This window comes from Acinetobacter higginsii (genome assembly GCF_000369525.1).
Taxonomy (GTDB): Bacteria; Pseudomonadota; Gammaproteobacteria; order Pseudomonadales; family Moraxellaceae; genus Acinetobacter; species Acinetobacter higginsii.
Window position 1 is genome coordinate 1,030,974 of sequence record NZ_KB850072.1, and the last position, 22,408, is coordinate 1,053,381.

Consider the following 22,408-nt stretch of genomic DNA (forward strand, 5'->3'; position numbering starts at 1 on the left):
GATTTCTTTATAAAATAGAGATATCAAGTACTATAGTTGGTCAGGCTCTATGATGTGTATAAATAAGGAAATCCAAATACTGATACCAGCGACTAAATGCTTTAAAGACTTGTTTTATGGATTGAGTTGCAATTTCACTTTCATATGTTGAGAAGGTTAGCTGATCTATAATTTTTTCTTCAGCTCCAATGGTATGACCTGTTTCTTTATGATAATGGATGTCTCCACAATAACTTAACTGGTAATTAGAATGTTGGGTGATATCTCTCAATTTTGAAAAGATGATATGACCTGTAATCTCGATTGCTTCGATAATTGCAAGTCGAATATTGGCTGGTTGGTTGTGAACTAAATGGACTAACTCGAAAAAAAGGATTTGGTTTTCTTCATTTTCTTTTGACCATAATTTTTTTAAAGTTGTCGTAAATTTTTCAGGAAGATCATAGCTTAGTTTTTCTAAATCATGCAAATACCAAATCCAATGTTCGGCATCTTCTGCTGCATGTATGTTTACGAGATTTTCCAATTCATTTGTTGGCGCTTTAAATGGCAATACATATTTATTAAAGTCACCAAAATTCATAACGAAATGGGCGATAAAAGGTAGAAATACAAGTTTATTTTTTAATGAAATGGATGTGCTGTCTAATGTATCTAATAGTTTTGATTTATCTAAGACTATACGTTCAGACATTATCAATTCTTTGATCTTAATCACTTTGATTAACTCCTACAAAGCCTATTCAGAACGGACATAAGGTAATCAGTAAATGATGTCCGTTGTTTTAAAGCCTATTGAATTAATAGATATTTCACATGTTTTTTTATCTTCAAAAAGCTGTGAAATGAGTAATTTTGAACTGACCTGCATGGTCAGTTCTATTATTCCAAAGGTAGAGAACGGATAGCAAACTTTTATGTATCTGCTACACGATGATGATGTAAATAATTATTCTCCATGATGTGGTAGGCAGTTGGTTAAGGTCAAAGATCTCTCTTTGACTATGTTTTATGCTTGAGATTATGATTTTGTAGGAGCTACTTAATGTGTAGAGGAAAGTCTTTAGAGCGAAACTAACATTGAATAAATTGTCATAATTGTTAGAATGATCATCTCCTTCTGTTTTTATCTTTTTTGTTTTGCCAAAACTGTGCAGAGCTGAAATTAACTTTATATAAAACAGTATTTTACCTTAGGATTTTTTTTTGATGCTCTCTATCTATTTAACAGATACCCAAACCAACATCCAATTTTCTGATCTTCCGAATGAAAATCCTGTTAAGTTTCTGTTGAATTTAAAGAAAATCTTTCCTAGCACTGCAGATTTATTATTGCCCGTACTACCTGAAGACAGTAATTTAGACAATGTGACATGGGAAGCAACATCAAAAGACTTTGAGACTTTTAAAAAATTATTGGAAGGCTGGGGCATTATCGAGCTACGTTTAAGTGCGATCACCACCTATAAAGACAAAAACTTTGCCAATGAACTGGTAAAAAAAGCGCAAGTTAGACGTAAGCAAATAACCCAAAGTCAGCCGCAATTATCACTCATTGCTTTGGATTATGTGTTGATGCATGAAATTCATGCGCTGATTGATGCTGAACTAGTCATGATTGGGGAGAAATTCTATTTACCAACGTTACGCGAACTCTGGAAAGGTCAGTTCCCAGAACAAATTTTGCAATGTAAATTTTAATATTTGAAAGCAGACTTAGAGTCTGCTTTTTTATGGCTTAAGTAACTTGAAATAGAACACTTCTTCGCCTACAAACAATTACAAGAATTTAGTGTCGGTATTTTTAGGCGGCATATATATTGCTTATAAGGATATAAATATTATTGCGGGAGAGAAGTTCTTCAATGAACTCGCCGAAGGAGCAACGACCCCGGAAACTCTCAGGCAGAAGGACTGTAATAATAGAAATACAATCTGGAGAGCAGTGCTCAACTTGTAGAAATTAACAACTTTTTTCTTCTATGATAAACACTCACCGAAGGGGAAGGCTTAATGATTAATTGGTAATCATCTGCCAAAACTCTCAGGTACCATGACAGATGGGGCTATGCATTAAGAAATGTTATGCATTTCTAGGAGTTTGCTATGCCACATGTTGTTGTCATTGGTGCGGGGATTACGGGTGTAACTTCTGCTTATGAATTAAATAAATTAGGTTATGAAGTGACGGTGATCGATCGTCATCTCTTTCCAGCCATGGAAACGTCTTTTGCCAATGGCGGACAGTTGTCTGCCTGTAACGCCGAGGTTTGGAATCAAAAGGCAACCGTACTTAAAGGTATTAAATGGATGAGTAAAAAGGATGCACCTTTATTGCTCAATCCATCCTTTAGCGCACACAAATATCGCTGGTTGATCGAATTCTTAACACATATTAAAAATTATAAAGCCAATACCATTGAGACCGTGCGTTTGGCACTTTTGGCAAGACAACGCTTGTTTGAGATTGCAGAAAAAGAAAGTATTTCGTTTGACTTGGAAAAGCGTGGCATTTTACATATGTATCATACCAAGGAAGACTATGAGATTGCCAAAAAGGTCAATGATGTGTTGGTTGAAGGAAAACTTGAACGAAATGCGATTACACCTGACGAAATGAGAGCCATTGAACCTACGCTAACAGGTGATTATTTTGGGGGATATTACACGGCTGGGGATGCAACAGGAGATATTCATAAATTCTCTGTTGGCTTGGCTGAAAAAACTCAGCAAAATGGTGTGAAATATTGTTTTGGCTTAGATGTTATTGATGTCAAATTTACGCAAGACAAAGCGGTTGTCCACTGCAAAAACAGTTCCGAAAATGTTAATCCAAGCTCGGATGGAATCACTGAAATTATTGCCGATTTAGTTTTGGTCTGTGGTGGTGTAGGAAGTTACCAATTAGCCGATATGCTCGGTGATAGTGTGAATGTTTATCCTGTCAAAGGCTATTCAATTACAGTGCAGCTGAAAGATGAGCGTAGTGTAAAAAATGCGCCGTGGGTGAGCTTACTTGATGAAAGTGCCAAGATTGTGACGTCTCGCCTCGGTGCTGATCGTTTACGTATCGCGGGTACAGCTGAGTTTAATGGATATAACCGAGATATTCGTGCAGATCGTATTCAGCCTTTAATTAATTGGGTCAACCAAAACTTTGATATTTCGACTGAGCATGTTGTGCCATGGGCAGGTTTGCGTCCAATGATGCCGAATATGCTGCCTGTGGTAAAACAGGGTAAGCAACCTCGAGTGTTTTATAACACTGGACATGGACATTTGGGCTGGACTTTATCTGCGGCAACAGCGGTATTGATTAGCCAAGAAATTGCAGAAAAATTCCCAAACTGAAGCAAAAAAGCCGATGTGAAAACATCGGCTTTTAAATGTTAAGACCACTAATCGTACAGGCGGTAGATCCCTGTAAATCTGCCGCAATCTTTCTGCGTAGATTTAATAATCAATAAGGCTTTTTGAAAATCAAACTGATACTGGCATTTTTTTTCATTATCAATGATTTGGCCTTTTTGTTCAGGCGTACTATATGCCAATAAAGACAAGGTTTGAGTTTCTAGACGATTATTGGGATTGCGGTATGCCGTGCCTTCTATTTTGAGTTTATCCTTATCCAACTGATGGATCTGTAAATGCACCGGTTGAGCTGCTAGTTTACCGTGTTCATATTTCAAATAATGCTGTGTCAAGGTTTGGTTCATTGAGGTATAAAAATTCAAATCATCCAAACGTGCATCAAATTGCTGCTGATAACAGCTTTTGCTTTTGCACTGCTGTACTTGATTCAGCCACAAGGCTTGGGTGTCATGTAATAACTGTAATGGAGCATCGGTCACCAAATAAGCGGTTAAAAACTTGGCATTGAGCTTCAGACGCTGCTCTTTATATTGCTTAGCGCAGATTTTTTGCGCTTCCAAATCCTTGCTCGTACAGTCAATTGATTCCGCATAGGCAAATGTTGAGCAAAAACAACTCAATGTGATGATGTAGCCAGATTTCTTTAATTGATTTCTTACAGTGTTAAACAGCATAATCACTTATACTTTCAGTCTAATTTGCTCAACGTACTATAGCGAAATAGAAAGCCTGAATACAAGATTTGTTCGGTATATTGTAAAAGGAAAATCATATGGTTGCTCAAATTCGGATTGGACAAGGGATGGATGTACATGCGTTCGAAGAAGGTGATTTTGTTACTTTGGCAGGTGTTCAAATTCCACATACGCATGGTTTAAAGGCACATTCGGATGGGGATGTGGTATTACATGCGCTGAGTGATGCCTTGTTGGGCGCGTTGGCACTCGGTGATATTGGTCAGCATTTTCCAGATACAGACCCTGAATATAAAGGTGCAGATAGTCGCTTGTTACTCAAACATGTTTATCAATTGATTTTGGATCGTGGTTATCAGCTTAATAATGCAGACATCACGGTTGCTTGCGAACGTCCTAAATTAGCGAAGCATAATCTAGAGATGCGCCAAAGCATTGCAGATGTGTTAGATGTTGATGTGACTCAAATCAGTATTAAAGCCACAACAACTGAGAAATTGGGATTTACTGGTCGCCAAGAAGGGATCTTGGCAACGGCAACGGTGTTAATTTCGCATCAAGCAAAGTGATTGCTGTTAATTAATGATTGTTCTAGTTCTTGTGTTGCTTTACGGCCTTGCAGTTGTAAAGTAATGCTATGAATTAAGCCTGTCCAAGTTTCGTTCGGTTCCCAAATTTGGTGTAAAAGTTCTTGGGCGGTGGGCAGGTCGATATTCATATAGAATTGGCGATAAAGATACATCAGACTACTGACACGCATATTGTCGTCGCAATGTAACCAAATGATCTCGTTTTGCACCAGATGATCAATGAGATCCAAAACAAAAAGACATTGTTCAGAGCAGGGCACATCCCAGCCAATTGGAATATGAATGTAGTTTAAACCCAAGTCTAAACAAATTTGATCTTGCTCAGATAGATGGTTATCTGATTTGCTGGTCGCAAGATTAATGACAGTACTGCAACCATATTCTTTGATCTGTTGCAGTTGCTCAGCAGTTGGTTGAGCAGAGCTAAACAGATGTTCATGTACCAAAGAAAAGCTCGGTATTTGAGATAGGGCTTGTTCAAGTGAAGTCATAACGTCCGCTGTGTATTGAGTGAAGTTCTCATATCATGAGAAACTTAATCTAATGGGCTTGTCTTACTATAAGTGTTTTTATTTCAGTGTTCAATTTAGAACGCACAAATAAAAACAGCATCGAATGATGCTGTTTTTTTAACTTAGTCTTTTTTCAGATTCTCATTCAGTAAGAATTCCATCAATGCTTTTTGTGCATGCAAACGGTTTTCTGCTTCATCCCAAACCACAGCATTTTTGTGGTCTAACATGTGTTCAGAAATTTCTTCACCACGGTGTGCGGGCAAGCAGTGCATGAATAAGCAATCAGGGTGTGCCAAGTCCATAAGTTTTTCATTGACTTGGAAATCTGAGAATGCTTTTTCACGTAACTTCTGTTCTTCTTCCTGACCCATGCTAGCCCAAACATCAGTTACGATAAGATCTGCATTGACAGCTGCATCTTCAGCCTTATTAAAGACTTCTACGCAATCAGCAAACTCGGTGAGGAATCTTGCTTGTGGTTCATAACCTTCAGGTGATGCGATTTTAAGCTTAAAGCCCATCATATGGGCCGCTTCAATATATGAGTTACACATATTGTTGCCATCACCAATCCACGCTACGGTTTTACCTTCAATGCTGCCACGGTGTTCTTGGAAGGTTTGCAAATCAGCAAGTAACTGGCAAGGGTGGTGATCATCCGTCAGACCATTAATGACAGGTACGGTCGAGTAAGATGCAAAACGCTCTACAATATCGTGACCGAAAGTACGGATCATCACGATATCCAGCATGCTCGAAATGACACGAGCAGAATCTTCAATCGGTTCACCACGCCCTAATTGCGTGTCGCGTGGTGAAAGAAAAATTGCGTTACCACCAAATTGGCAAATACCTGCTTCAAAAGAAATACGCGTACGTGTGCTCGATTTCTCGAAAATCATTCCCAAAACTTTACCAGCAAAAGGTTGATAGACCGTATTGCTATGTTGCATGCGTTTAAGTTCTTGTGCGCGATCTAAAATACGCTGCAATTCTAAAGAGGATAGGTCTCGTAAAGTAAGAAAATGCCGAAGCGCCATATTTGCTCCCCCAATAATTATTGAATAAAAACAATAATTAAGTGATGATTAATGGGTGTAGAAAAAAAGGAATTGAATACTATACTATACGCGCAAAAAAAAGCAAAAGAATTAGACCTTTTGGTGGGCTTTTAAAAACAAATCTACAGCATAGTTAATATAATCAATGGTTTCTTCATCATCGGCTGGTACGTCTAAACCCATTAAGTTGCGCCACTCGACATCGCGTAAAATGCCAAAATACATGGTCGAAGAAAATTTTGGTTTCGTACAATAAATCTCGCCGCTGTTATGGGCATACTCTAGTGCAAAAGCAATGGTATTTTGAATATTGAGTGCACATTGATCATAGAAATAATGAGCGAGCTGTGCATCTTTTTGAGTTTGCTCTGTAAACATCCGCATGAAAGCGATATTTTCAGGTTGAATAATGTGGTGATAAAAACGTTGAAGGGTTTGTGTGAGGTAGCTTCTTAAATCAGGTTTTTCAGGTGTATAAGGAAAACAAACGCCTTTAAAGAAAACTTCTCTGCGATAATCACAAATTGCAGTAAATAGGCCTTCTTTATTGCCAAAGTATTTATAAATAGATGTTTTTGAACCACCTGCATGGTTGACGATATCATCCAAAGAGACTGCCTCATAACCTTTTTCTAGGAATAAATCGGTTGCGCACAATAATAGTGCGAGACGACGTTCTTCTCCGCGGCGAGTTTGAGGTTTAGCACAGCTTGGATAGCAAATATCAGACATTATCTACTTTGGGATGGTTGGGTTGATTCTAGTATAACAAAAACCATATCCATTGTATGGTTATGGAATTGATGAGTGTTTCAAAATTTCTCAATCCAAATAAAAAAGCGAGTAACCTGTACTCGCTTTTTCATCGTCTTTCAATTATGCAGAACGGATTTCTTCGTCGTCATCGTCATCTGTAGAATCCATACCGAGCTCTTTGAGTTTGCGGGTAAGGGTATTACGACCCCAACCTAAAAGCTCAGCGGCATGGCGTTTACGTCCACGCGTTTGTTGTAGCGCGGCATTAATCAGCGTGCGCTCAAACATCGGTGTTGCGATGTCTAAAAGCTTCATTTCACCATTTTTAAGCTTTTGGATTGCCCATTGTGCCAATAATTCATCCCAATGATGAACGGCAATGCGTTCAACCAAAGCAGGGCTGGTATTGGATGCAGCTTGAGCATCATTGTTTTTATGCATAGACGCTTGTTTAAGCTCAGCAGGCAGATCTTCCGGATAGACTTCACGTCCGGTGATCATGACCGTTAACCAGCGACAAGTATTTTCCAACTGACGCACGTTGCCTGGCCAAGGCAGTTGTTGCATATAATCCGTAGTTTCTGTACGTAAAATTTTAGGACTGACTCCAAGCTCTTTGCCCGCACGTGCCAAGAAGTGTTGTGCTAACATCGGAATGTCTTCGCTACGATGAGAAAGCTTTGGAATATGAATACGAATGACGTTTAGACGATGATATAAGTCTTCACGGAAACGTCCTTCATTCACCAGTTTTTCCAAATCTTGGTGGGTTGCAGCCACGATACGTACATCCACCTTAACTGGGATATGACCACCCACGCGGTAGAACTCTCCATCTGCTAAAACTCGAAGCAAACGTGTTTGCGTTTCAAACGGCATGTCGCCGATTTCATCAAGAAATAAAGTACCACCATTGGCTTGTTCAAAACGACCTTGATGCTGTGTGTTTGCACCTGTAAATGCGCCTTTTTCATGACCAAATAACTCGGTTTCAATCAAGTCTTTTGGAATGGCCGCCATGTTTAGTGCGATAAAAGGTTTGGCGCGACGAGGTGAGTGTTTATGCAGTGCATGGGCAACCAACTCTTTACCTGTACCAGACTCACCATTAATCAATACGGTAATGTGGGATTGTGATAAGCGACCAATTGCACGGAATACTTCCTGCATTGCAGGTGATTCACCAATAATTTCGGTCGATTGCAAAGGTGAAGCGGTTTTGGTTGCTTCTTGTTGTTGCAATTTATTGATATGCAAAATCGCACGATTAACCAAAGCCAATGCTTCATCTATATCGAAGGGTTTCGGTAAATACTCAAAAGCACCAGTTTGATAACTCGACACAGCTGACTCTAAATCAGAGTGTGCTGTCATGATGATGACAGGTAGATCTGGATGCGTATTTTTAACTTTAGATAAGAAGGTTAAACCATCAATCCCTGGCATACGGATATCGGTTAAAATCACATCGGGTGCATCATCATGTAGACGCTCAAGTGCAGTTTGTGCCTCTTCAAAGTTGGTGACATCAAAACCCTCTTCTTTAAAGGTTTTTTCCAGTACCCAGCGCATGGCACGATCGTCATCTATTACCCAAATTTTATTTCGTGACATGGTTTAACTCCCAAGGTAGATATAGGCTAAATACGGTTTTTCCTGGAACTGATTGACACTCAATCATTCCGTTATGTTGATGCATAATATTTTGAGCAATACTGAGACCAAGCCCAGTACCTTTGGCACGACCAGTGACTAGCGGATAGAAAACGGACTCCAAGATACTTTCAGGAACACCAGGGCCATTGTCTTCAATGTCAATGCGAACCGTTGAGCGATTCAGCACACCATTAATGGTGACAAGGCGTTGTATTCGGGTTCTTAAAACCAGCTCTGGTTCTGAGTCGGTAAAAAAATCTTTATTTTCGGTCATGGCCTGTACGGCATTGACACTGATATTGAGCATGACCTGAATCAGTTGGTCTCGATCGGCCATGACATCAGGCAAGGACAAGTCATAGTCGCGTGTGATCTTAATTTTTTTCTTGGTTTGATTTGCAATAAGTGAGCGAACGCGCTCTAAAGGTTCATGTACATTGACATGTTCATAACTTGGTAACTGACGTGAGCCAAGCATAGTATCCGCCAAATTAGTGAGCCGATCGACTTCACTAATAATAATATCAGTAAATTCACGATAGTTATCATCACCCAAACTACGTGCCAGTAGTTGTGTTGCGCCACGAATACCTGCTAGTGGATTTTTAATTTCATGTGCTACCCCGCGAACTAACTGTCGAGCCACTTGATGTTGTTGAACGAGGTTTTCTTCTTTCGAAATTTTCAACATACGGTCAATCGGATTGAGTTCAATTAACAGGAGTGGATGATAGCTTTTGCCTGCATTGAGTTGTGATGCAGTGTAATCGACATGAATCGGTTTAAAATTCACATTGATCACGGCTTCACGACGGGTATAGTGTTGCCCACTTTCTAAAGTGTTTAATAATGCTTCATGTGTATTAAATGAATCATCATGCGCATGCAGTAAATTTAATACGGGTTGACCCGAGGCGCGGAGCAAGCTGATATCAAATAATGCTTCGCAAGCAGAATTTAAATAAAAAATATTAAGCTTACTATCGACCAATAAAATGGCAGTGCTCAGATTATCTACTAAGAGTCGATAGTCGATAGTGTTCTGTTGATCCATTTGTGAATCATCCTGTTTTAAAATGGCGCAATAAATATAAATTTTAATGAATAGCCATTAACTTCTAAAATGTACTTTATGCAAAATACAAGCCAACTTTGTATTAACTAAATTTCAATCACTTAAATCTGAAAGAATCGATTTATACGGTATTTTTCACATACATCTGCTTATTTCAATATTTTATTATGTTCCAAATTGGTGCGTTGTTGAATTTTGTTTAAAAATTTGGTCGTATTTTGGTGCATTACACAAAGAGATGGCTTTGCAGCTATGCGGAAGCAAAGAAAAGTCATACAATACGCCGATTCAAGTGGAGCGCAGATTCATGAAGACCCCCAAAGTCGGTTTTGTATCTTTAGGTTGTCCTAAGGCATTGGTAGATTCTGAACGAATTTTAACTCAGTTAAAGACTGAAGGTTATCAGGTTGCATCAGATTATGACGGTGCGGATTTGGTTGTTGTTAACACCTGTGGTTTTATTGAATCTGCAGTGCAAGAGTCTTTAGATGCCATTGGCGAAGCCATGAGCGAAAACGGTCGAGTGATTGTCACCGGTTGTTTAGGTAAAGACGAAGACAAAATTCGCCAAATGCACCCAAATGTGCTTAAAGTAACAGGTGCGGCAGCTTATCAAGATGTAATGGAAGCAGTGCATGAGTATGTGCCAGCTCCTCCAAAGCACAATCCATTTATTGATTTAGTTCCTGAGCAAGGTGTTCGTTTAACACCGAAGCATTATGCTTATTTAAAAATCTCGGAAGGTTGTAACCACCGTTGTACATTCTGCATTATCCCGAGCATGCGTGGCGACCTCGTGTCTCGTCCTGTAGGGAAAGTGTTGGATGAAGCAGCTGCACTTAAACGCGCCGGTGTAAAAGAAGTCCTTGTGATTTCTCAAGATACGTCTGCATATGGTGTTGATACCAAGTACAAGCTAGATTTTTGGAATGGTCAGCCAGTAAAAACCAAATTCTATGACATGTGTGAAGCGCTTGGTCAGCTTGGGATTTGGGTTCGTTTGCATTACGTTTACCCATATCCGCATGTAGATGCTGCCATTGATTTGATGGCACAAGGTAAAATTCTGCCTTATTTAGATATTCCTTTTCAGCATGCCAGTCCGCGCATCTTAAAATTGATGAAGCGACCAGCCCATAGTGAAAATACTTTAGAACGTCTTAAATTGTGGCGTGAAAAATGCCCTGAATTGGTGATTCGTTCAACTTTTGTTGTTGGTTTCCCTGGTGAAACTGAAGACGATTTCCAAATGTTGTTGGAGTGGCTGAAAGAAGCTCAGCTCGATCGCGTTGGTTGTTTTACCTATTCACCAGTTGAAGGTGCGACAGCAAATGATCTACCTGATCATGTGCCAGAAGAAATTAAACAAAATCGCTATGAGCGTTTTATGGAAGTCCAGCAAGAGATTTCTGCTGCAAAACTGCAAAAACGTATTGGTCAAACTATGACTGTATTGGTGGATGGTCTAGAAGACGAATTCCCAGTTGCTGTGGCACGCTCATATGCGGATGCACCAGAAATTGATGGCAATGTTTTTGTTGAAGATATTGATAAGAGTGTGATTAAAGCTGGCGATTTGCTAGAAGTCGAGATTACCGATGCAGATGAATATGATTTGTATGCAAAGTTAATTCAGATTAAATCTGCTTGATGTTGAATTAAATTTAAGAAAGTTTTGAGATTGGTCGGTTTGGAGTATAGGTATGTCAGCTTCTAAAAATCCACGTTATGCACGAATTTTGCTAAAGCTTTCGGGTGAAGCTTTAGCTGGTAATAAAGATATGGGTATTGATGCCCAAGTATTAGATCAAATGTCACTTTCAATCGCTCACTTGGTTGGTTTAGGTGTTCAGGTTGGTATTGTTGTTGGTGGTGGTAATTTATACCGTGGTAGCCAATTACAGAAAGACGGCTTGGTTGGTCGTGTTACTGGTGACCAGATGGGCATGTTGGCAACTGTGATGAACGGTTTGGCACTTCGCGATGCATTGGTACGCCGCAATATCAAAACACGTCTTATGTCAGCATTGTCGATTGGTACCGTGGTGGAACCATATTCAAGCCGTGATGCGATTCGTCATTTAAGCCAAAATGAAGTATGCGTATTTGTTGCTGGTACAGGTAATCCATTCTTTACTACGGATACTGCTGCGTGCTTGCGCGGTATCGAGATTGAAGCAAACTTGATCTTGAAAGCAACTAAGGTTGATGGTGTTTATAACAAAGATCCAAGTAAATACGATGATGCGGTTAAATATGATCATCTAACTTTTGATCAGGTTCTTGATGAGAAGCTTGGTGTAATGGATCTTACGGCAATTTGTTTATGCCGTGACCATAATGTGCCATTGCAAGTTTTTGATATGAACAAATCTGGTGCATTGCTTTCTGTTGTAATGGGCGAAAAAGAGGGTACTCACGTAACGAACTAATGTACGTGAGCTATAAAGCTCTTTATACTAATGTCTAAATATTTTGTAATACCTATGAATAAGTAAGGAAGATCATATGATTAACGATCTCAAACAAGATGGCGAACAGCGTATGCAGAAGTCGCTTGACTCGTTAGAGTTAGGCTTTGCTAAAGTTCGTACAGGTCGTGCGCACCCATCTATTTTAAATGGTGTGATGGTTTCTTACTATGGCTCTGATGTTCCATTGAATCAAGTGGCAAACGTTGGGCTTGAGGATTCGCGTACACTATTGGTACAACCATTTGAACGTTCGATGGTTGCTGCGATTGATAAAGCGATTCGTGAAGCAGGTTTAGGATTGAACCCAATTACTGCTGACGCAATCCGTGTACCAATGGCTGCGTTAACTGAAGAAACTCGTCGTGACATGCAAAAAGTTGCGCGTAGCGAAGCTGAAAATGCCAAAGTTGCGATTCGTAATATTCGTCGTGATGTGTTAGGTGATATCAAAGCATTGTTGAAAGAAAAAGAAATTTCTGAAGATGATGATCGCCGTGCGTCAGATGAGATTCAGAAAATGACTGATAAATATGTTGCAGAGGTTGATAAGCGTCTTGCAGCGAAAGAAGCAGAATTGATGAAGGTCTAATATTATTATGACCTTGCAAGAAGAACCGCTTCTTCCTCAACATGTTGCCATCATTATGGATGGCAACAATCGTTTTGCCAAAAAAAAGCAAATGCAAAAAGGTGATGGGCATCGTGAAGGCAAAAATGTCTTGGATCCTATTGTTGAACATTGCAAAAAAGAAGGTGTTCGTGCATTAACAGTTTTTGCATTTTCAAGCGAAAACTGGAATCGACCACAGTACGAAGTTGATTTGTTAATGAAGTTGTTAGAAGAAACAATTCATGAGCAATTACCGCGTATGGAAAGGTTCAATATTGCGCTACGCTTCATTGGAGACCGTTCTCGGTTGTCAAATGAGTTGCGTGATTTAATGCAATATGCAGAGCAGAAAACCGCAGCTTTTGATTCAATGACGCTTACCATTGCCATTAGTTATGGTGGTATGTGGGATATGGCACATGCAGCAAAAGTGATTGCGCAAGAAGTACTTGCTGGAAAACTTCAAGCAGATCAGATAAATGTTGATTTATTTGATAAATATGTCAGTCTAAATGATCTTCCTGCTGTGGATTTGTTAATTCGTACAGGTGGAGATTACCGTTTATCTAACTTCTTATTGTGGCAAGCTGCGTATGCGGAGTTGTATTTTACTGATACCTTGTGGCCAGAATTTACCATAGAAGAGTTGGATCGCGCATTTCGTGTTTTTTCAGGACGTGAAAGACGCTTTGGTAAAACCTCAGAACAGATTCAACAAGCGAAAATAGAGAATTAATAATGTTAGAGCGGATTATTACCGCATTGGTGTTAGTTGCTGTTGTTTTAAGTTGCATGTTTGCAACGCAATCACATTATCCAATGTTTGTGCTTATGATTTTAGCCGCGGGGGTTGCAGGTTATGAGTGGTTTAAGCTTATGCCTAGAACTACAACGCCTGTGTCAAAACCTAAGGCTTGGGTATATGGGGGATGTGTTGCACTAATATCAACACTGGCATTATTTTTTGATGATGTAGCACTTTTACTTTGGGCTGCATCCATTCTCACTTGGTTGGGTAGTATCTATTGGGTTAAGAATTTCCCACAATCTGATAGTTGGTACAATGTATCATTACATATTGTTGGATTTATTCTTATTTCTGCTGCAGTGACCGCCCTTTATGGTGTGTGGCATAGTTCACCGTGGTGGCTGATGTATTTGTTCCTTTTGGTATGGGGAGCGGATAGTGGTGCCTACTTTGTTGGGCGTAAATTCGGTAAGAAAAAACTTGCACCCTTTGTGAGCCCAAACAAATCTGTGGAAGGTTTGTATGGTGGTATTGCAACAACCATTATCATTATGTTGGTTGTACAGTATTTCTATCTAAATTTAAGTGTTATACAACTGATCTTATTCTTGGTCCTTTCAATTATTACCGTGTTTGCTTCGGTGTTGGGTGACTTATTTGAATCTATGATTAAGCGTCGTGCGGGAATTAAGGATTCAGGTCGTGTTCTTCCAGGGCATGGTGGTGTATTGGATCGTATCGATTCTTTACTTGCCGCCGCACCGATTTTTGCGACAGGTATGTATATATTAAAACTTATTGGTGTAGATCTTTAAATGACTCAAGCTGTTTGTATATTGGGTGTTACGGGTTCAATTGGACAAAGTACTTTAAAAGTATTGGAACAACACCCAGATCAATACACTGTATTTGCAGTCTCTGCATATAGTCGTTTAGATGAACTTTTAGAAATTTGTAAAAAATATCATCCGAAAATTGTTGTTGTGCCAAATGAGAAAGTATTGGAGTTGCAACAACGTTTCAATCAAGAAAATCTAAAACAGATTGAAATTTTAACTGATGAAGCAGGCTTGATCACAATCGCTGAACATGCTGATGTTGATATAGTGATGGCAGCGATTGTCGGTGCTGCTGGTCTGCTGCCAACACTTGCTGCAGTAAAAGCAGGTAAGCGTGTTCTACTCGCGAATAAAGAATCATTGGTAATGTCTGGCGACATTATGATGCAGGCGGCAAAAGAGAATAATGCGCTATTATTGCCTGTAGACTCTGAGCACAATGCAATTTTCCAGTCTTTACCACATAATTATCTAAATGCAGAAAGAACGGGTCAGCCACAATTAGGTGTCTCGCAAATTTTATTGACTGCATCTGGTGGTCCTTTCCTGAATCACACCTTAGAGCAATTAAAAGACGTAACGCCGCAACAAGCATGTAAGCATCCGAACTGGTCTATGGGGCAAAAAATCTCCGTAGATTCTGCAACTTTAATGAATAAAGGCTTAGAATTGATCGAAGCTTGTCATTTGTTTTCAATATCAGAACATTTTGTTACAGTTGTTGTTCATCCACAAAGTATTATTCACTCCATGGTGCAATATGTGGATGGATCAACTTTGGCACAAATGGGTAATCCTGATATGTGCACACCGATTGCACATGCATTGGCGTGGCCAAAACGTTTGGCAACACACGTTCCTGCATTAAATTTATTTGAGACAGCTCAATTAAATTTTCAATCACCTGATCTTGTTAAATTTCCAGCATTGGATTTAGCACGTCAAGCGATGCGCGCAGGCGGTTTAGCACCAACGATTTTAAATGCCGCAAATGAAATTGCAGTTGCAGCATTTTTGCAACAAAGAATTAGATTTACTCAGATTGCTGAAGTAGTCGAAAATACTTTGCAAACTGTACAAAATGCTAAAGCAGAAAACATAGACATCATTTTACAGACTGATATGATCGCAAGACGAATTGCAGAAAAGTATATTGTGGGTATAGGAGGCTAAATCGTATGAATGCACTATTTATGATTGTTGCAGCGATTTTATTGCTTGGTCCTCTGATCGCAATTCACGAATTTGGTCATTATTGGGTCGCGCGCAAACTGGGTGTTAAGGTTCTGGTCTATTCCATTGGTTTTGGCCCAACTTTGTTGAAATGGCAATCTAAAAAATCAGGCATCCAATATCAACTTTCAGCATTACCACTTGGTGGTTATGTCAAAATGCTGGATGAGCGTGAAGGGAATGTTGCTGAACAAGATTTACCTTATGCGTTTAACCGTCAATCTCCGTGGAAACGGATTGCGATTGTTGCTGCTGGCCCGTTAATTAATCTGATTTTTGCAGTATTCCTGTTTTGGATTTTATTCTTGCCAGCGCAAGAACAGCTGAATACCCGTATTGGTAAAGTCATACCAAATACGCCTGCGGCACAAGTTGATCTCCATGTAGGCGATAAAGTGTTGATGGTTGATGGTCAGACAACATCGACATGGGAAAAGTTGAATTATGCTTTGGTCAACCGTGTAGGTGAAACTGGGCAGGTTTCAATCATTGTTGATCGTGCTGGAACCGAGAAGCAATTTAGTTTACCGATTAAAGAATTTTTGAAAGATCAGAGCCAATCGCCATTAGATGTACTTGGCTTCTTACCTTATCGCCCTGTAATCCCTGCAACAGTCAAAGAACTGAGTGCGGATGGCGCGGCAATCCGTCAAGGAATGAAGGTTGGAGATCAGATTGTTGCAATTGATAATGTTGCAATGAAAGATTGGTTTGATGTGGTTGATGTGGTTCAAAAATCACCAGAAAAGCTTTTGAATATTGATGTACTACGTCAAGGTCAATTGGTCCATCTACAAGTGATGCCTCAAGGGCAACGCGATAATATGGGTAATACGACTGGGATGCTCGGCGTGAAAAGTGATGCTGGCAAAATCACGATTCCAAATGATTATAAGCAAACTATTCAATATTCGCCTGTTGAAGCGCTTGTGGTAGCTTTTGAAAAGACAACACAACTTTCAGGCATGATTTTCAACTCCATCATTAAAATGGTGCGAGGCTTAATTGGTTTAGATAATTTATCTGGTCCAATCACAATTGCCAAAGTTGCTGGTCAAAGTGCGGAAATGGGGTGGCAAACCTTTATTTCATTCATGGCTTTGATGAGTGTAAGTTTGGGGATTCTAAACTTATTGCCGATTCCTATGTTGGATGGTGGTCATTTAGTTTATTACTTTATCGAAGCAATTCGTGGTAAACCTGTTTCTGAACAAATACAGATGTTTGGTCTAAAAGTTGGTATGGTACTGCTCGGTAGCATGATGCTTTTGGCTTTATTTAACGACTTCATGCGTTTATAACAACGCAAATGGAATTTAACTTACTGGAAAATATATGGGCATGCGTCACACACATTTATTAATGCCTTTGGCACTGGTTAGTGCGATGGCAGTGGTACAACAAGCATACGCAGCAGATGAGTTTCTTGCACGAGATATACGAATTGATGGCTTAGTGCGTTTAACACCTGCAAGTATCTATTCTATGTTACCAATAAATAGTGGCGATAGAGTAAGTGATCCAATGATTGCTGAGTCAATCCGCACTTTATATGCCTCAGGTTTATTTGACGATATTAAAACTTATAAAGAAAATGATGTTTTAGTTTTTAAAGTTGTCGAACGTCCAGTTATTTCTAAATTGGAATTTAAAGGCAATAAACTTATTCCGAAAGAAGCTTTAGAACAAGGCTTAAAGAAGATGGGTATTGCTGAAGGTGAAGTGTTTAAGAAGTCTGCATTGCAGACCATTGAAACTGAGCTTGAGCAACAATATACCCAGCAAGGTCGTTATGATGCGGATGTAACGGTTGAAACTGTTGCACGTCCAAATAACCGTGTTGAATTAAAGCTTAACTTTAATGAAGGTACTGCAGCTAAAGTATTTGATATTAATATTATTGGGAATACTGTCTTTAGTGATAGTGATATCAAGCAAGCTTTTGCAGTCAAAGAAAGTGGTTGGGCATCGATTGTTACGCGTAACGACCGTTATGCACGTGAGAAAATGGCGGCTAGTTTAGAAGCTTTACGTGCACTCTATTTAAACAAAGGTTATATCAACTTTAATATCATCAATTCGCAATTGAATATTAGTGAAGATAAAAAGCACATCTTCATTGAAGTTTCAGTAGATGAAGGTAGTCAGTTTAAATTTGGTGAAACGAAATTCTTAGGTGATGCACTTTATAAACCGGAAGAGTTACAAGCGCTAAAATTATATAAAGATGGCGAAACATATTCACAAGAAAGAGTAAATGCGGTTAAACAGCTGTTATTGCGTAAGTATGGTAATGCTGGCTATTACTATGCTGAAGTGAATGTCGTACCTGATATTAATAACCAAACAGGTATTGTTGGTTTAAATTACTACATCAATCCTGGTCAACAAGTAACAGTACGTCGTATTAACTTCACAGGTAACAGTAAAACTGCGGATGAAGTATTGCGTCGTGAAATGCGCCAAATGGAAGGTGCATTGGCAAGTAATGAGAAAATTGACTTATCTAAAGTGCGTTTAGAGCGTACAGGTTTCTTTAAAACTGTTGATGTGAAACCTGTTCGTGTTCCGAACTCTACAGACGAAGTTGACTTAAATGTCAATGTTGAAGAGCAACATTCTGGTACTACTACGCTTGCAGTAGGTTACTCTCAGAATGGTGGTGTAACTTTCCAAGCTGGTTTAAGTCAAACCAACTTTATGGGTACAGGTAATCGTGTTGCGGTCGATTTGTCACGTTCTGAAACACAAGATTACTATAACTTAAGCGTAACTGACCCGTATTTCACCATTGATGGTGTCAGCCGTGGTTATAACGTTTATTACCGTAAAACCAAGCTGAATAAAGACTATAACGTTAACAACTACGTCACCGATAGTATTGGTGGTAGTGTAAGTTTCGGTTATCCAATCGATGAAAACCAAAGCTTAAGTGCCTCTTTAGGTATTGATCAAACTAAAGTACGTACTGGTCCGAGCGTTTCGACCTATATCCGTGATTATTTATTAGCGAATGGTGGTAAAGAGACTGGACGTTCTGGGGATTATTGTAGAGTTGATCGTGTACCAATTATGGGGCCAGATCCGAATGATCCGTCAAAACAGATTATTACTGATTATGAACCGTGTCCATCAGATCAAATTTATAATTATGGCAATCAATTTGAAGGCACCTTCCTTACCTATAACCTAAATTTGGGCTGGTCATATAACACCTTAAACCGACCAATCTTCCCAACTTCAGGTATGTCTCATCGTGTCGGTTTAGAAATTGGTTTACCAGGCAGTGATGTTGATTATCAAAAAATGACTTATGATGCGCAAGCGTTTAAATCGCTCTGGGGCGGATTTGTACTTCGTGGTTATGGTAAATTAGGTTATGGTAACGATCTGCCATTCTATAAAAACTTCTATGCAGGCGGTTATGGTTCTGTGCGTGGTTACGATAATAGCTCGTTAGGTCCTAAATACCCAAGTGTAATTTTCCAAGAAACTAAGCAAAATGACCTTGATCCAGAAGAAGTTGGCGGTAATGCTTTAGTTCAATTTGGTACAGAACTTGCGCTTCCTTTACCATTTAAAGGGGATTGGACGCGTCAAGTTCGCCCAGTTCTTTTTGCTGAAGGTGCTCAAGTCTTTGATACACAATGTGATGTGCCAAGAGGTAATGTCACGATTGATGGTAAAGAAGTTGATATCAAACAATATTGCAAAGATAACAATAAGTTAGATTTTGGCAATATGCGCTATAGTGTTGGTGTTGGTTTCACATGGATTACCATGATTGGTCCACTGTCACTCAGTTATGCATTCCCACTGAATGATAAAAAAGGCGATGATACAAAATCTATCCAATTCGAAATCGGTCGTACCTTCTAAGGTCGACCTCGTTTAGCGCTGTAATATATATAAAGGATGTCATAATGAAAACATTAACAATGCTCATGTTAGGTTTGGGATTTACGGTTTCTGCGTCTGTAAATGCTGCAGGACTTGGTGTGGTTGATTTAGCGAAAGTTGTTGAAAGCAGTACTTATCTAAAACAACAAAATGCGAGCCTCACCCAGTCAGTTAAACCAACTTCGACTCGATTGGAGCAATTGGGTAAAGAATTAGAATCTTTGCAGCAAAAAGCACAGACTGATGGTCAAAAAATGAATCAGGCTGATATTCAGAAACTTACTGCTCAATATCAGGCAAAGTTAAGTGAATTTAATTCGACTCAACAGGGCTTACAGACTAAAGTTCAGTCAAGCTTACAGGCGATGAATACAACTTTTGAGTCACGTGTGAAGCAAGCTGCTGAACAATTGCGTAAAGAAAGTAATTTAGACTTTATTTTAAATAAAAATTCTACGATTGCCTCTGACGCACAGTATGATTTAACTGATAAAATGATCCAAAAGGTCAATGCTATTAAATAATCAATGAATAGACGTACTTATCGTTTAGAAGAAGTTGCTCACCTTGTCAAAGGTGAGCATTTTGGTGAGAAGAATTTCCAAATTTCTAATTTGGCAAGTTTAGAACACGCAGAAAAACAGCATATTTGCTTTGTAAATGGTGAAAAATATTTGGCGGCAGCTGAAGCAAGTCACGCTGGTGTATATATTGTTACCGCAGCACTTAAACAGCAGCTTGTAAACAAACAAAATTTTATTGTTGTTGATAATCCTTATTTGGCATTTGCCACACTTACACATTTATTTGAAAAAAAGATAACTCAATGCGGTATCGAGAGTACTGCTCGAATTCATCCATCTGCAATTATCGCTGATGATGCCTATATAGGGCACTATGTTGTGATCGGTGAAAACTGTGTCGTGGGTAATAATACCATTATTCAAGCTCACGCTTTTCTTGATGATGAAGTCGAAGTTGGTAAAGATTGCTTTATTGATGCGCATGTTACCATAACAGGTGCTGCAAAATTAAAAGACCGTGTTCGTATTCATGCCAATACGGTCATCGGCACTGAAGGTTTTGGTTTTGCTCCTTATCAAGGGAAGTGGCATCGCATCGCTCAACTTGGTTCAGTGCGTATTGGAAATGATGTTCGTATTGGTTCAAATTGTAGTATTGATCGTGGTGCACTCGATGACACAATTTTAGAAGATGGTGTCATTATTGATAACCTTGTGCAAATTGCTCACAATGTTCAAATTGGAGAGAATACTGCGATTGCCGCGAATTGCGGAATTGCAGGAAGCGCGAAAATTGGCAAAAACTGTATCATGGGCGGTGCTTCAGGTGTGGTTGGACACCTTGAAATTACAGATAACGTGACACTTACAGCAATGTCAATGGTCACAAAAAATATTTCTGAAGCTGGAACATATTCTTCTGGCATGGGACTTTTTGAAAATAGTCACTGGAAAAAGACGATTGTGCGCTTAAGACAATTAGCAGATGTGCCATTGACCCAAATCGCCAAAAGGCTTGATCATATGCAAGCTCAATTAGAGTCCCTTGAATCAACCCTTAAGTTACGTAAATAATTTATTATGACTGAGCCTACATTACCAGCATTCACAATGCCTGAATTACCTATGGATATTCTTACCATTCGTGAATATTTACCGCATCGTTATCCTTTTTTACTTGTTGATCGTGTTACTGAAGTAACTGAGAATAGTATTGTCGGTTATAAAAACGTCTCGATTAACGAAGAGTTTTTGCAAGGGCATTTCCCAACTTACCCAATTATGCCAGGCGTGCTGATTATTGAAGCTTTGGCACAAGTCTCTGGTATATTAGGTTTTGTACTTACAAATCAAAAGCCGAAAGCAGGTTCATTGTTCCTGTTTGCGGGTGCTGAAAAAATCAGGTTTAAAAAACAAGTTGTTGCAGGTGACCAGCTTATCTTAAAATCTGAACTTGTGATGCAAAAACGCGGTATTTACAAGTACAATTGTACCGCTAGTGTCGATGGTAAGGTTGCCGCGACAGCAGAGATTATTATTTCCCACCAGAAAATAGAGCAGACATGAGTAGTCAAAATTTAATACATCCTACAGCAATTATTGACCCGTCTGCAGAAATCGCTTCTGATGTACAAATTGGTCCATATTGTATTGTAGGTCCAAATGTAAGTATTGACTCTGGTACAAAATTACATTCACATGTTGTTATTGGTGGTTTTACCAGAATTGGTAAAAATAACGATATTTTCCAATTCTCAAGCATTGGGGAAATTTGCCAAGATCTGAAATATCAAGGCGAAGAAACATGGTTAGAGATAGGTGATCATAATTCGATTCGTGAACATTGTACTTTGCATAGAGGTACAGTTCAGGATCATAGCTTGACTAAGATTGGTAGCCATAACCTATTAATGGTGAATACACATATTGCGCATGACTGTGTCATTGGCAATCATAATATTTTTGCCAATAATGTGGGTATTGCTGGGCATGTTCATGTTGGTGATCATGTGATTGTTGGCGGTAATGCTGGCATTCATCAATTCTGTAAGATTGACTCTTATAGCATGATCGGCGGTGCTGCTTTAATTCTTAAAGATGTACCTGCTTATATCATGGCTTCTGGTAATCCAGCACGTGCCTTTGGTATGAATATCGAAGGAATGCGTCGTAAGGGCTGGTCTAGAGATACCATTCAAGGTTTAAGAGAAGCCTATAAGCTGATCTATAAATCAGGTTTAACGACAGAGCAGGCAATTGAAAAGATTCGTAATGAAATTCTAGTTAAAACGCCTGAAGCACAGTTGTTTATTGATTCGTTAGAGCAATCAACACGCGGTATTGTGCGTTAATCACTGAGC

22 protein-coding genes and 1 riboswitch are annotated in these 22,408 nt (G+C 39.2%); of the genes, 15 read left to right on the plus strand and 7 right to left on the minus strand.

The annotated features are described in order from the left end of the window. Positions 1-40 precede the first annotated feature (40 nt). Entirely contained in the window at positions 41-694 is a 654-nt protein-coding gene (locus F902_RS10815; RefSeq protein ID WP_017402319.1) for a hypothetical protein, read from the minus strand. Positions 695-1,209: 515 nt separating this feature from the next. Between F902_RS10815 and F902_RS10820 the strand changes: the two genes are divergently transcribed. Together F902_RS10820 and F902_RS10825 are read left to right on the plus strand one after the other, a co-directional pair. Next, complete coding sequence (locus tag F902_RS10820; RefSeq protein WP_004807438.1) at positions 1,210-1,701, plus strand: hypothetical protein; 492 nt, start codon at positions 1,210-1,212, stop codon at positions 1,699-1,701. Between the two features lie 136 nt (positions 1,702-1,837). Next, positions 1,838-1,927, plus strand: a riboswitch (glycine riboswitch). 179 nt (positions 1,928-2,106) lie between these two features. After that, on the plus strand, positions 2,107-3,351 hold the full coding sequence (locus tag F902_RS10825) for a D-amino acid dehydrogenase (protein ID WP_005203377.1): 1,245 nt from the start codon (positions 2,107-2,109) through the stop codon (positions 3,349-3,351). A gap of 47 nt (positions 3,352-3,398) precedes the next feature. Here F902_RS10825 and F902_RS10830 read toward each other — a convergent pair whose 3' ends face one another. Further along, positions 3,399-4,046 (minus strand): A1S_1983 family putative colistin resistance protein, encoded by a 648-nt coding sequence (locus F902_RS10830; protein ID WP_005203379.1) that lies wholly within the window; start codon positions 4,044-4,046, stop codon positions 3,399-3,401. A 98-nt stretch (positions 4,047-4,144) separates the two neighbouring features. On the opposite strand from F902_RS10830, the gene ispF reads away from it, so the two are divergent. Beyond that, entirely contained in the window at positions 4,145-4,636 is a 492-nt protein-coding gene (ispF, locus tag F902_RS10835) for a 2-C-methyl-D-erythritol 2,4-cyclodiphosphate synthase (RefSeq protein WP_004807433.1), read from the plus strand. Here the strand turns inward: ispF and F902_RS10840 are convergent. The 5 genes from F902_RS10840 to glnL all read right to left on the minus strand — a co-directional run bounded on the left by F902_RS10840 (position 4,624) and on the right by glnL (position 9,699). Next, positions 4,624-5,148, minus strand: a complete 525-nt coding sequence (locus tag F902_RS10840) for a protein tyrosine phosphatase family protein (RefSeq protein ID WP_005188959.1) — start codon at positions 5,146-5,148, stop codon at positions 4,624-4,626. The genes ispF and F902_RS10840 overlap by 13 nt on opposite strands. Before the next feature lie 143 nt (positions 5,149-5,291). After that, the gene (gene argF / locus F902_RS10845) at positions 5,292-6,212 is read right to left on the minus strand and encodes an ornithine carbamoyltransferase (RefSeq protein ID WP_004807430.1); all 921 of its coding nucleotides are present in this window, start codon (positions 6,210-6,212) and stop codon (positions 5,292-5,294) included. Positions 6,213-6,323: 111 nt separating this feature from the next. Continuing rightward, positions 6,324-6,965, minus strand: a complete 642-nt coding sequence (locus F902_RS10850) for a TetR/AcrR family transcriptional regulator (RefSeq protein ID WP_005203383.1) — start codon at positions 6,963-6,965, stop codon at positions 6,324-6,326. Between the two features lie 144 nt (positions 6,966-7,109). Beyond that, entirely contained in the window at positions 7,110-8,603 is a 1,494-nt protein-coding gene (gene glnG, locus F902_RS10855; protein ID WP_005203385.1) for a nitrogen regulation protein NR(I), read from the minus strand. Then, positions 8,590-9,699, minus strand: a complete 1,110-nt coding sequence (gene glnL, locus F902_RS10860; protein WP_004807423.1) for a nitrogen regulation protein NR(II) — start codon at positions 9,697-9,699, stop codon at positions 8,590-8,592. The genes glnG and glnL overlap by 14 nt, the downstream gene beginning before the upstream one ends. A gap of 328 nt (positions 9,700-10,027) precedes the next feature. On the opposite strand from glnL, the gene rimO reads away from it, so the two are divergent. The 12 genes from rimO to lpxA all read left to right on the plus strand — a co-directional run bounded on the left by rimO (position 10,028) and on the right by lpxA (position 22,399). After that, complete coding sequence (rimO, locus tag F902_RS10865) at positions 10,028-11,371, plus strand: 30S ribosomal protein S12 methylthiotransferase RimO (protein WP_004807421.1); 1,344 nt, start codon at positions 10,028-10,030, stop codon at positions 11,369-11,371. Between the two features lie 52 nt (positions 11,372-11,423). Beyond that, entirely contained in the window at positions 11,424-12,152 is a 729-nt protein-coding gene (gene pyrH, locus F902_RS10870) for a UMP kinase (RefSeq protein WP_004807419.1), read from the plus strand. 76 nt (positions 12,153-12,228) lie between these two features. Further along, the gene (frr, locus tag F902_RS10875; RefSeq protein WP_004807417.1) at positions 12,229-12,783 is read left to right on the plus strand and encodes a ribosome recycling factor; all 555 of its coding nucleotides are present in this window, start codon (positions 12,229-12,231) and stop codon (positions 12,781-12,783) included. A gap of 7 nt (positions 12,784-12,790) precedes the next feature. Next, a complete protein-coding gene (gene uppS, locus F902_RS10880; protein ID WP_004807414.1) occupies positions 12,791-13,540 on the plus strand; it encodes a polyprenyl diphosphate synthase in 750 nt (249 codons plus the stop codon). 2 nt (positions 13,541-13,542) lie between these two features. Then, on the plus strand, positions 13,543-14,367 hold the full coding sequence (locus F902_RS10885) for a phosphatidate cytidylyltransferase (RefSeq protein WP_004807412.1): 825 nt from the start codon (positions 13,543-13,545) through the stop codon (positions 14,365-14,367). Beyond that, the gene (ispC, locus tag F902_RS10890) at positions 14,368-15,564 is read left to right on the plus strand and encodes a 1-deoxy-D-xylulose-5-phosphate reductoisomerase (protein WP_005203388.1); all 1,197 of its coding nucleotides are present in this window, start codon (positions 14,368-14,370) and stop codon (positions 15,562-15,564) included. It abuts the gene before it with no gap. Between the two features lie 5 nt (positions 15,565-15,569). Then, positions 15,570-16,925: an RIP metalloprotease RseP gene (gene rseP / locus F902_RS10895; RefSeq protein ID WP_005203389.1), complete on the plus strand. Its 1,356-nt coding sequence runs from the start codon at positions 15,570-15,572 to the stop codon at positions 16,923-16,925. A gap of 34 nt (positions 16,926-16,959) precedes the next feature. Further along, positions 16,960-19,503: an outer membrane protein assembly factor BamA gene (bamA, locus tag F902_RS10900; protein WP_005203391.1), complete on the plus strand. Its 2,544-nt coding sequence runs from the start codon at positions 16,960-16,962 to the stop codon at positions 19,501-19,503. A gap of 44 nt (positions 19,504-19,547) precedes the next feature. Further along, on the plus strand, positions 19,548-20,048 hold the full coding sequence (locus F902_RS10905) for an OmpH/Skp family outer membrane protein (protein WP_004807405.1): 501 nt from the start codon (positions 19,548-19,550) through the stop codon (positions 20,046-20,048). 3 nt (positions 20,049-20,051) lie between these two features. Further along, positions 20,052-21,122, plus strand: a complete 1,071-nt coding sequence (gene lpxD, locus F902_RS10910; RefSeq protein WP_005203392.1) for a UDP-3-O-(3-hydroxymyristoyl)glucosamine N-acyltransferase — start codon at positions 20,052-20,054, stop codon at positions 21,120-21,122. Between the two features lie 6 nt (positions 21,123-21,128). Then, positions 21,129-21,614, plus strand: coding sequence for a 3-hydroxyacyl-ACP dehydratase FabZ (gene fabZ, locus F902_RS10915; protein ID WP_005203394.1), 486 nt, complete (start codon positions 21,129-21,131; stop codon positions 21,612-21,614). Next, a complete protein-coding gene (gene lpxA / locus F902_RS10920; protein WP_004807397.1) occupies positions 21,611-22,399 on the plus strand; it encodes an acyl-ACP--UDP-N-acetylglucosamine O-acyltransferase in 789 nt (262 codons plus the stop codon). The genes fabZ and lpxA overlap by 4 nt, the downstream gene beginning before the upstream one ends. Positions 22,400-22,408: the final 9 nt, after the last annotated feature.

Excerpts from the sequence above, each read along its gene's own strand:
- uppS (WP_004807414.1), top strand. The coding sequence starts at position 12,791 with ATGACCTTGCAAGAAGAACCGCTTCTTCCTCAACATGTTGCCATCATT.
- rimO (WP_004807421.1), top strand. The coding sequence starts at position 10,028 with ATGAAGACCCCCAAAGTCGGTTTTGTATCTTTAGGTTGTCCTAAGGCA.
- F902_RS10840 (WP_005188959.1), bottom strand. The coding sequence starts at position 5,148 with ATGACTTCACTTGAACAAGCCCTATCTCAAATACCGAGCTTTTCTTTG.
- glnL (WP_004807423.1), bottom strand. The coding sequence starts at position 9,699 with ATGGATCAACAGAACACTATCGACTATCGACTCTTAGTAGATAATCTG.
- bamA (WP_005203391.1), top strand. The coding sequence starts at position 16,960 with ATGGGCATGCGTCACACACATTTATTAATGCCTTTGGCACTGGTTAGT.
- F902_RS10815 (WP_017402319.1), bottom strand. The coding sequence starts at position 694 with ATGTCTGAACGTATAGTCTTAGATAAATCAAAACTATTAGATACATTA.
- F902_RS10820 (WP_004807438.1), top strand. The coding sequence starts at position 1,210 with ATGCTCTCTATCTATTTAACAGATACCCAAACCAACATCCAATTTTCT.
- F902_RS10885 (WP_004807412.1), top strand. The coding sequence starts at position 13,543 with ATGTTAGAGCGGATTATTACCGCATTGGTGTTAGTTGCTGTTGTTTTA.
- F902_RS10825 (WP_005203377.1), top strand. The coding sequence starts at position 2,107 with ATGCCACATGTTGTTGTCATTGGTGCGGGGATTACGGGTGTAACTTCT.
- ispF (WP_004807433.1), top strand. The coding sequence starts at position 4,145 with ATGGTTGCTCAAATTCGGATTGGACAAGGGATGGATGTACATGCGTTC.
- lpxD (WP_005203392.1), top strand. The coding sequence starts at position 20,052 with ATGAATAGACGTACTTATCGTTTAGAAGAAGTTGCTCACCTTGTCAAA.
- argF (WP_004807430.1), bottom strand. The coding sequence starts at position 6,212 with ATGGCGCTTCGGCATTTTCTTACTTTACGAGACCTATCCTCTTTAGAA.
- pyrH (WP_004807419.1), top strand. The coding sequence starts at position 11,424 with ATGTCAGCTTCTAAAAATCCACGTTATGCACGAATTTTGCTAAAGCTT.
- glnG (WP_005203385.1), bottom strand. The coding sequence starts at position 8,603 with ATGTCACGAAATAAAATTTGGGTAATAGATGACGATCGTGCCATGCGC.
- F902_RS10850 (WP_005203383.1), bottom strand. The coding sequence starts at position 6,965 with ATGTCTGATATTTGCTATCCAAGCTGTGCTAAACCTCAAACTCGCCGC.
- F902_RS10905 (WP_004807405.1), top strand. The coding sequence starts at position 19,548 with ATGAAAACATTAACAATGCTCATGTTAGGTTTGGGATTTACGGTTTCT.
- F902_RS10830 (WP_005203379.1), bottom strand. The coding sequence starts at position 4,046 with ATGCTGTTTAACACTGTAAGAAATCAATTAAAGAAATCTGGCTACATC.
- lpxA (WP_004807397.1), top strand. The coding sequence starts at position 21,611 with ATGAGTAGTCAAAATTTAATACATCCTACAGCAATTATTGACCCGTCT.
- frr (WP_004807417.1), top strand. The coding sequence starts at position 12,229 with ATGATTAACGATCTCAAACAAGATGGCGAACAGCGTATGCAGAAGTCG.
- ispC (WP_005203388.1), top strand. The coding sequence starts at position 14,368 with ATGACTCAAGCTGTTTGTATATTGGGTGTTACGGGTTCAATTGGACAA.
- rseP (WP_005203389.1), top strand. The coding sequence starts at position 15,570 with ATGAATGCACTATTTATGATTGTTGCAGCGATTTTATTGCTTGGTCCT.
- fabZ (WP_005203394.1), top strand. The coding sequence starts at position 21,129 with ATGACTGAGCCTACATTACCAGCATTCACAATGCCTGAATTACCTATG.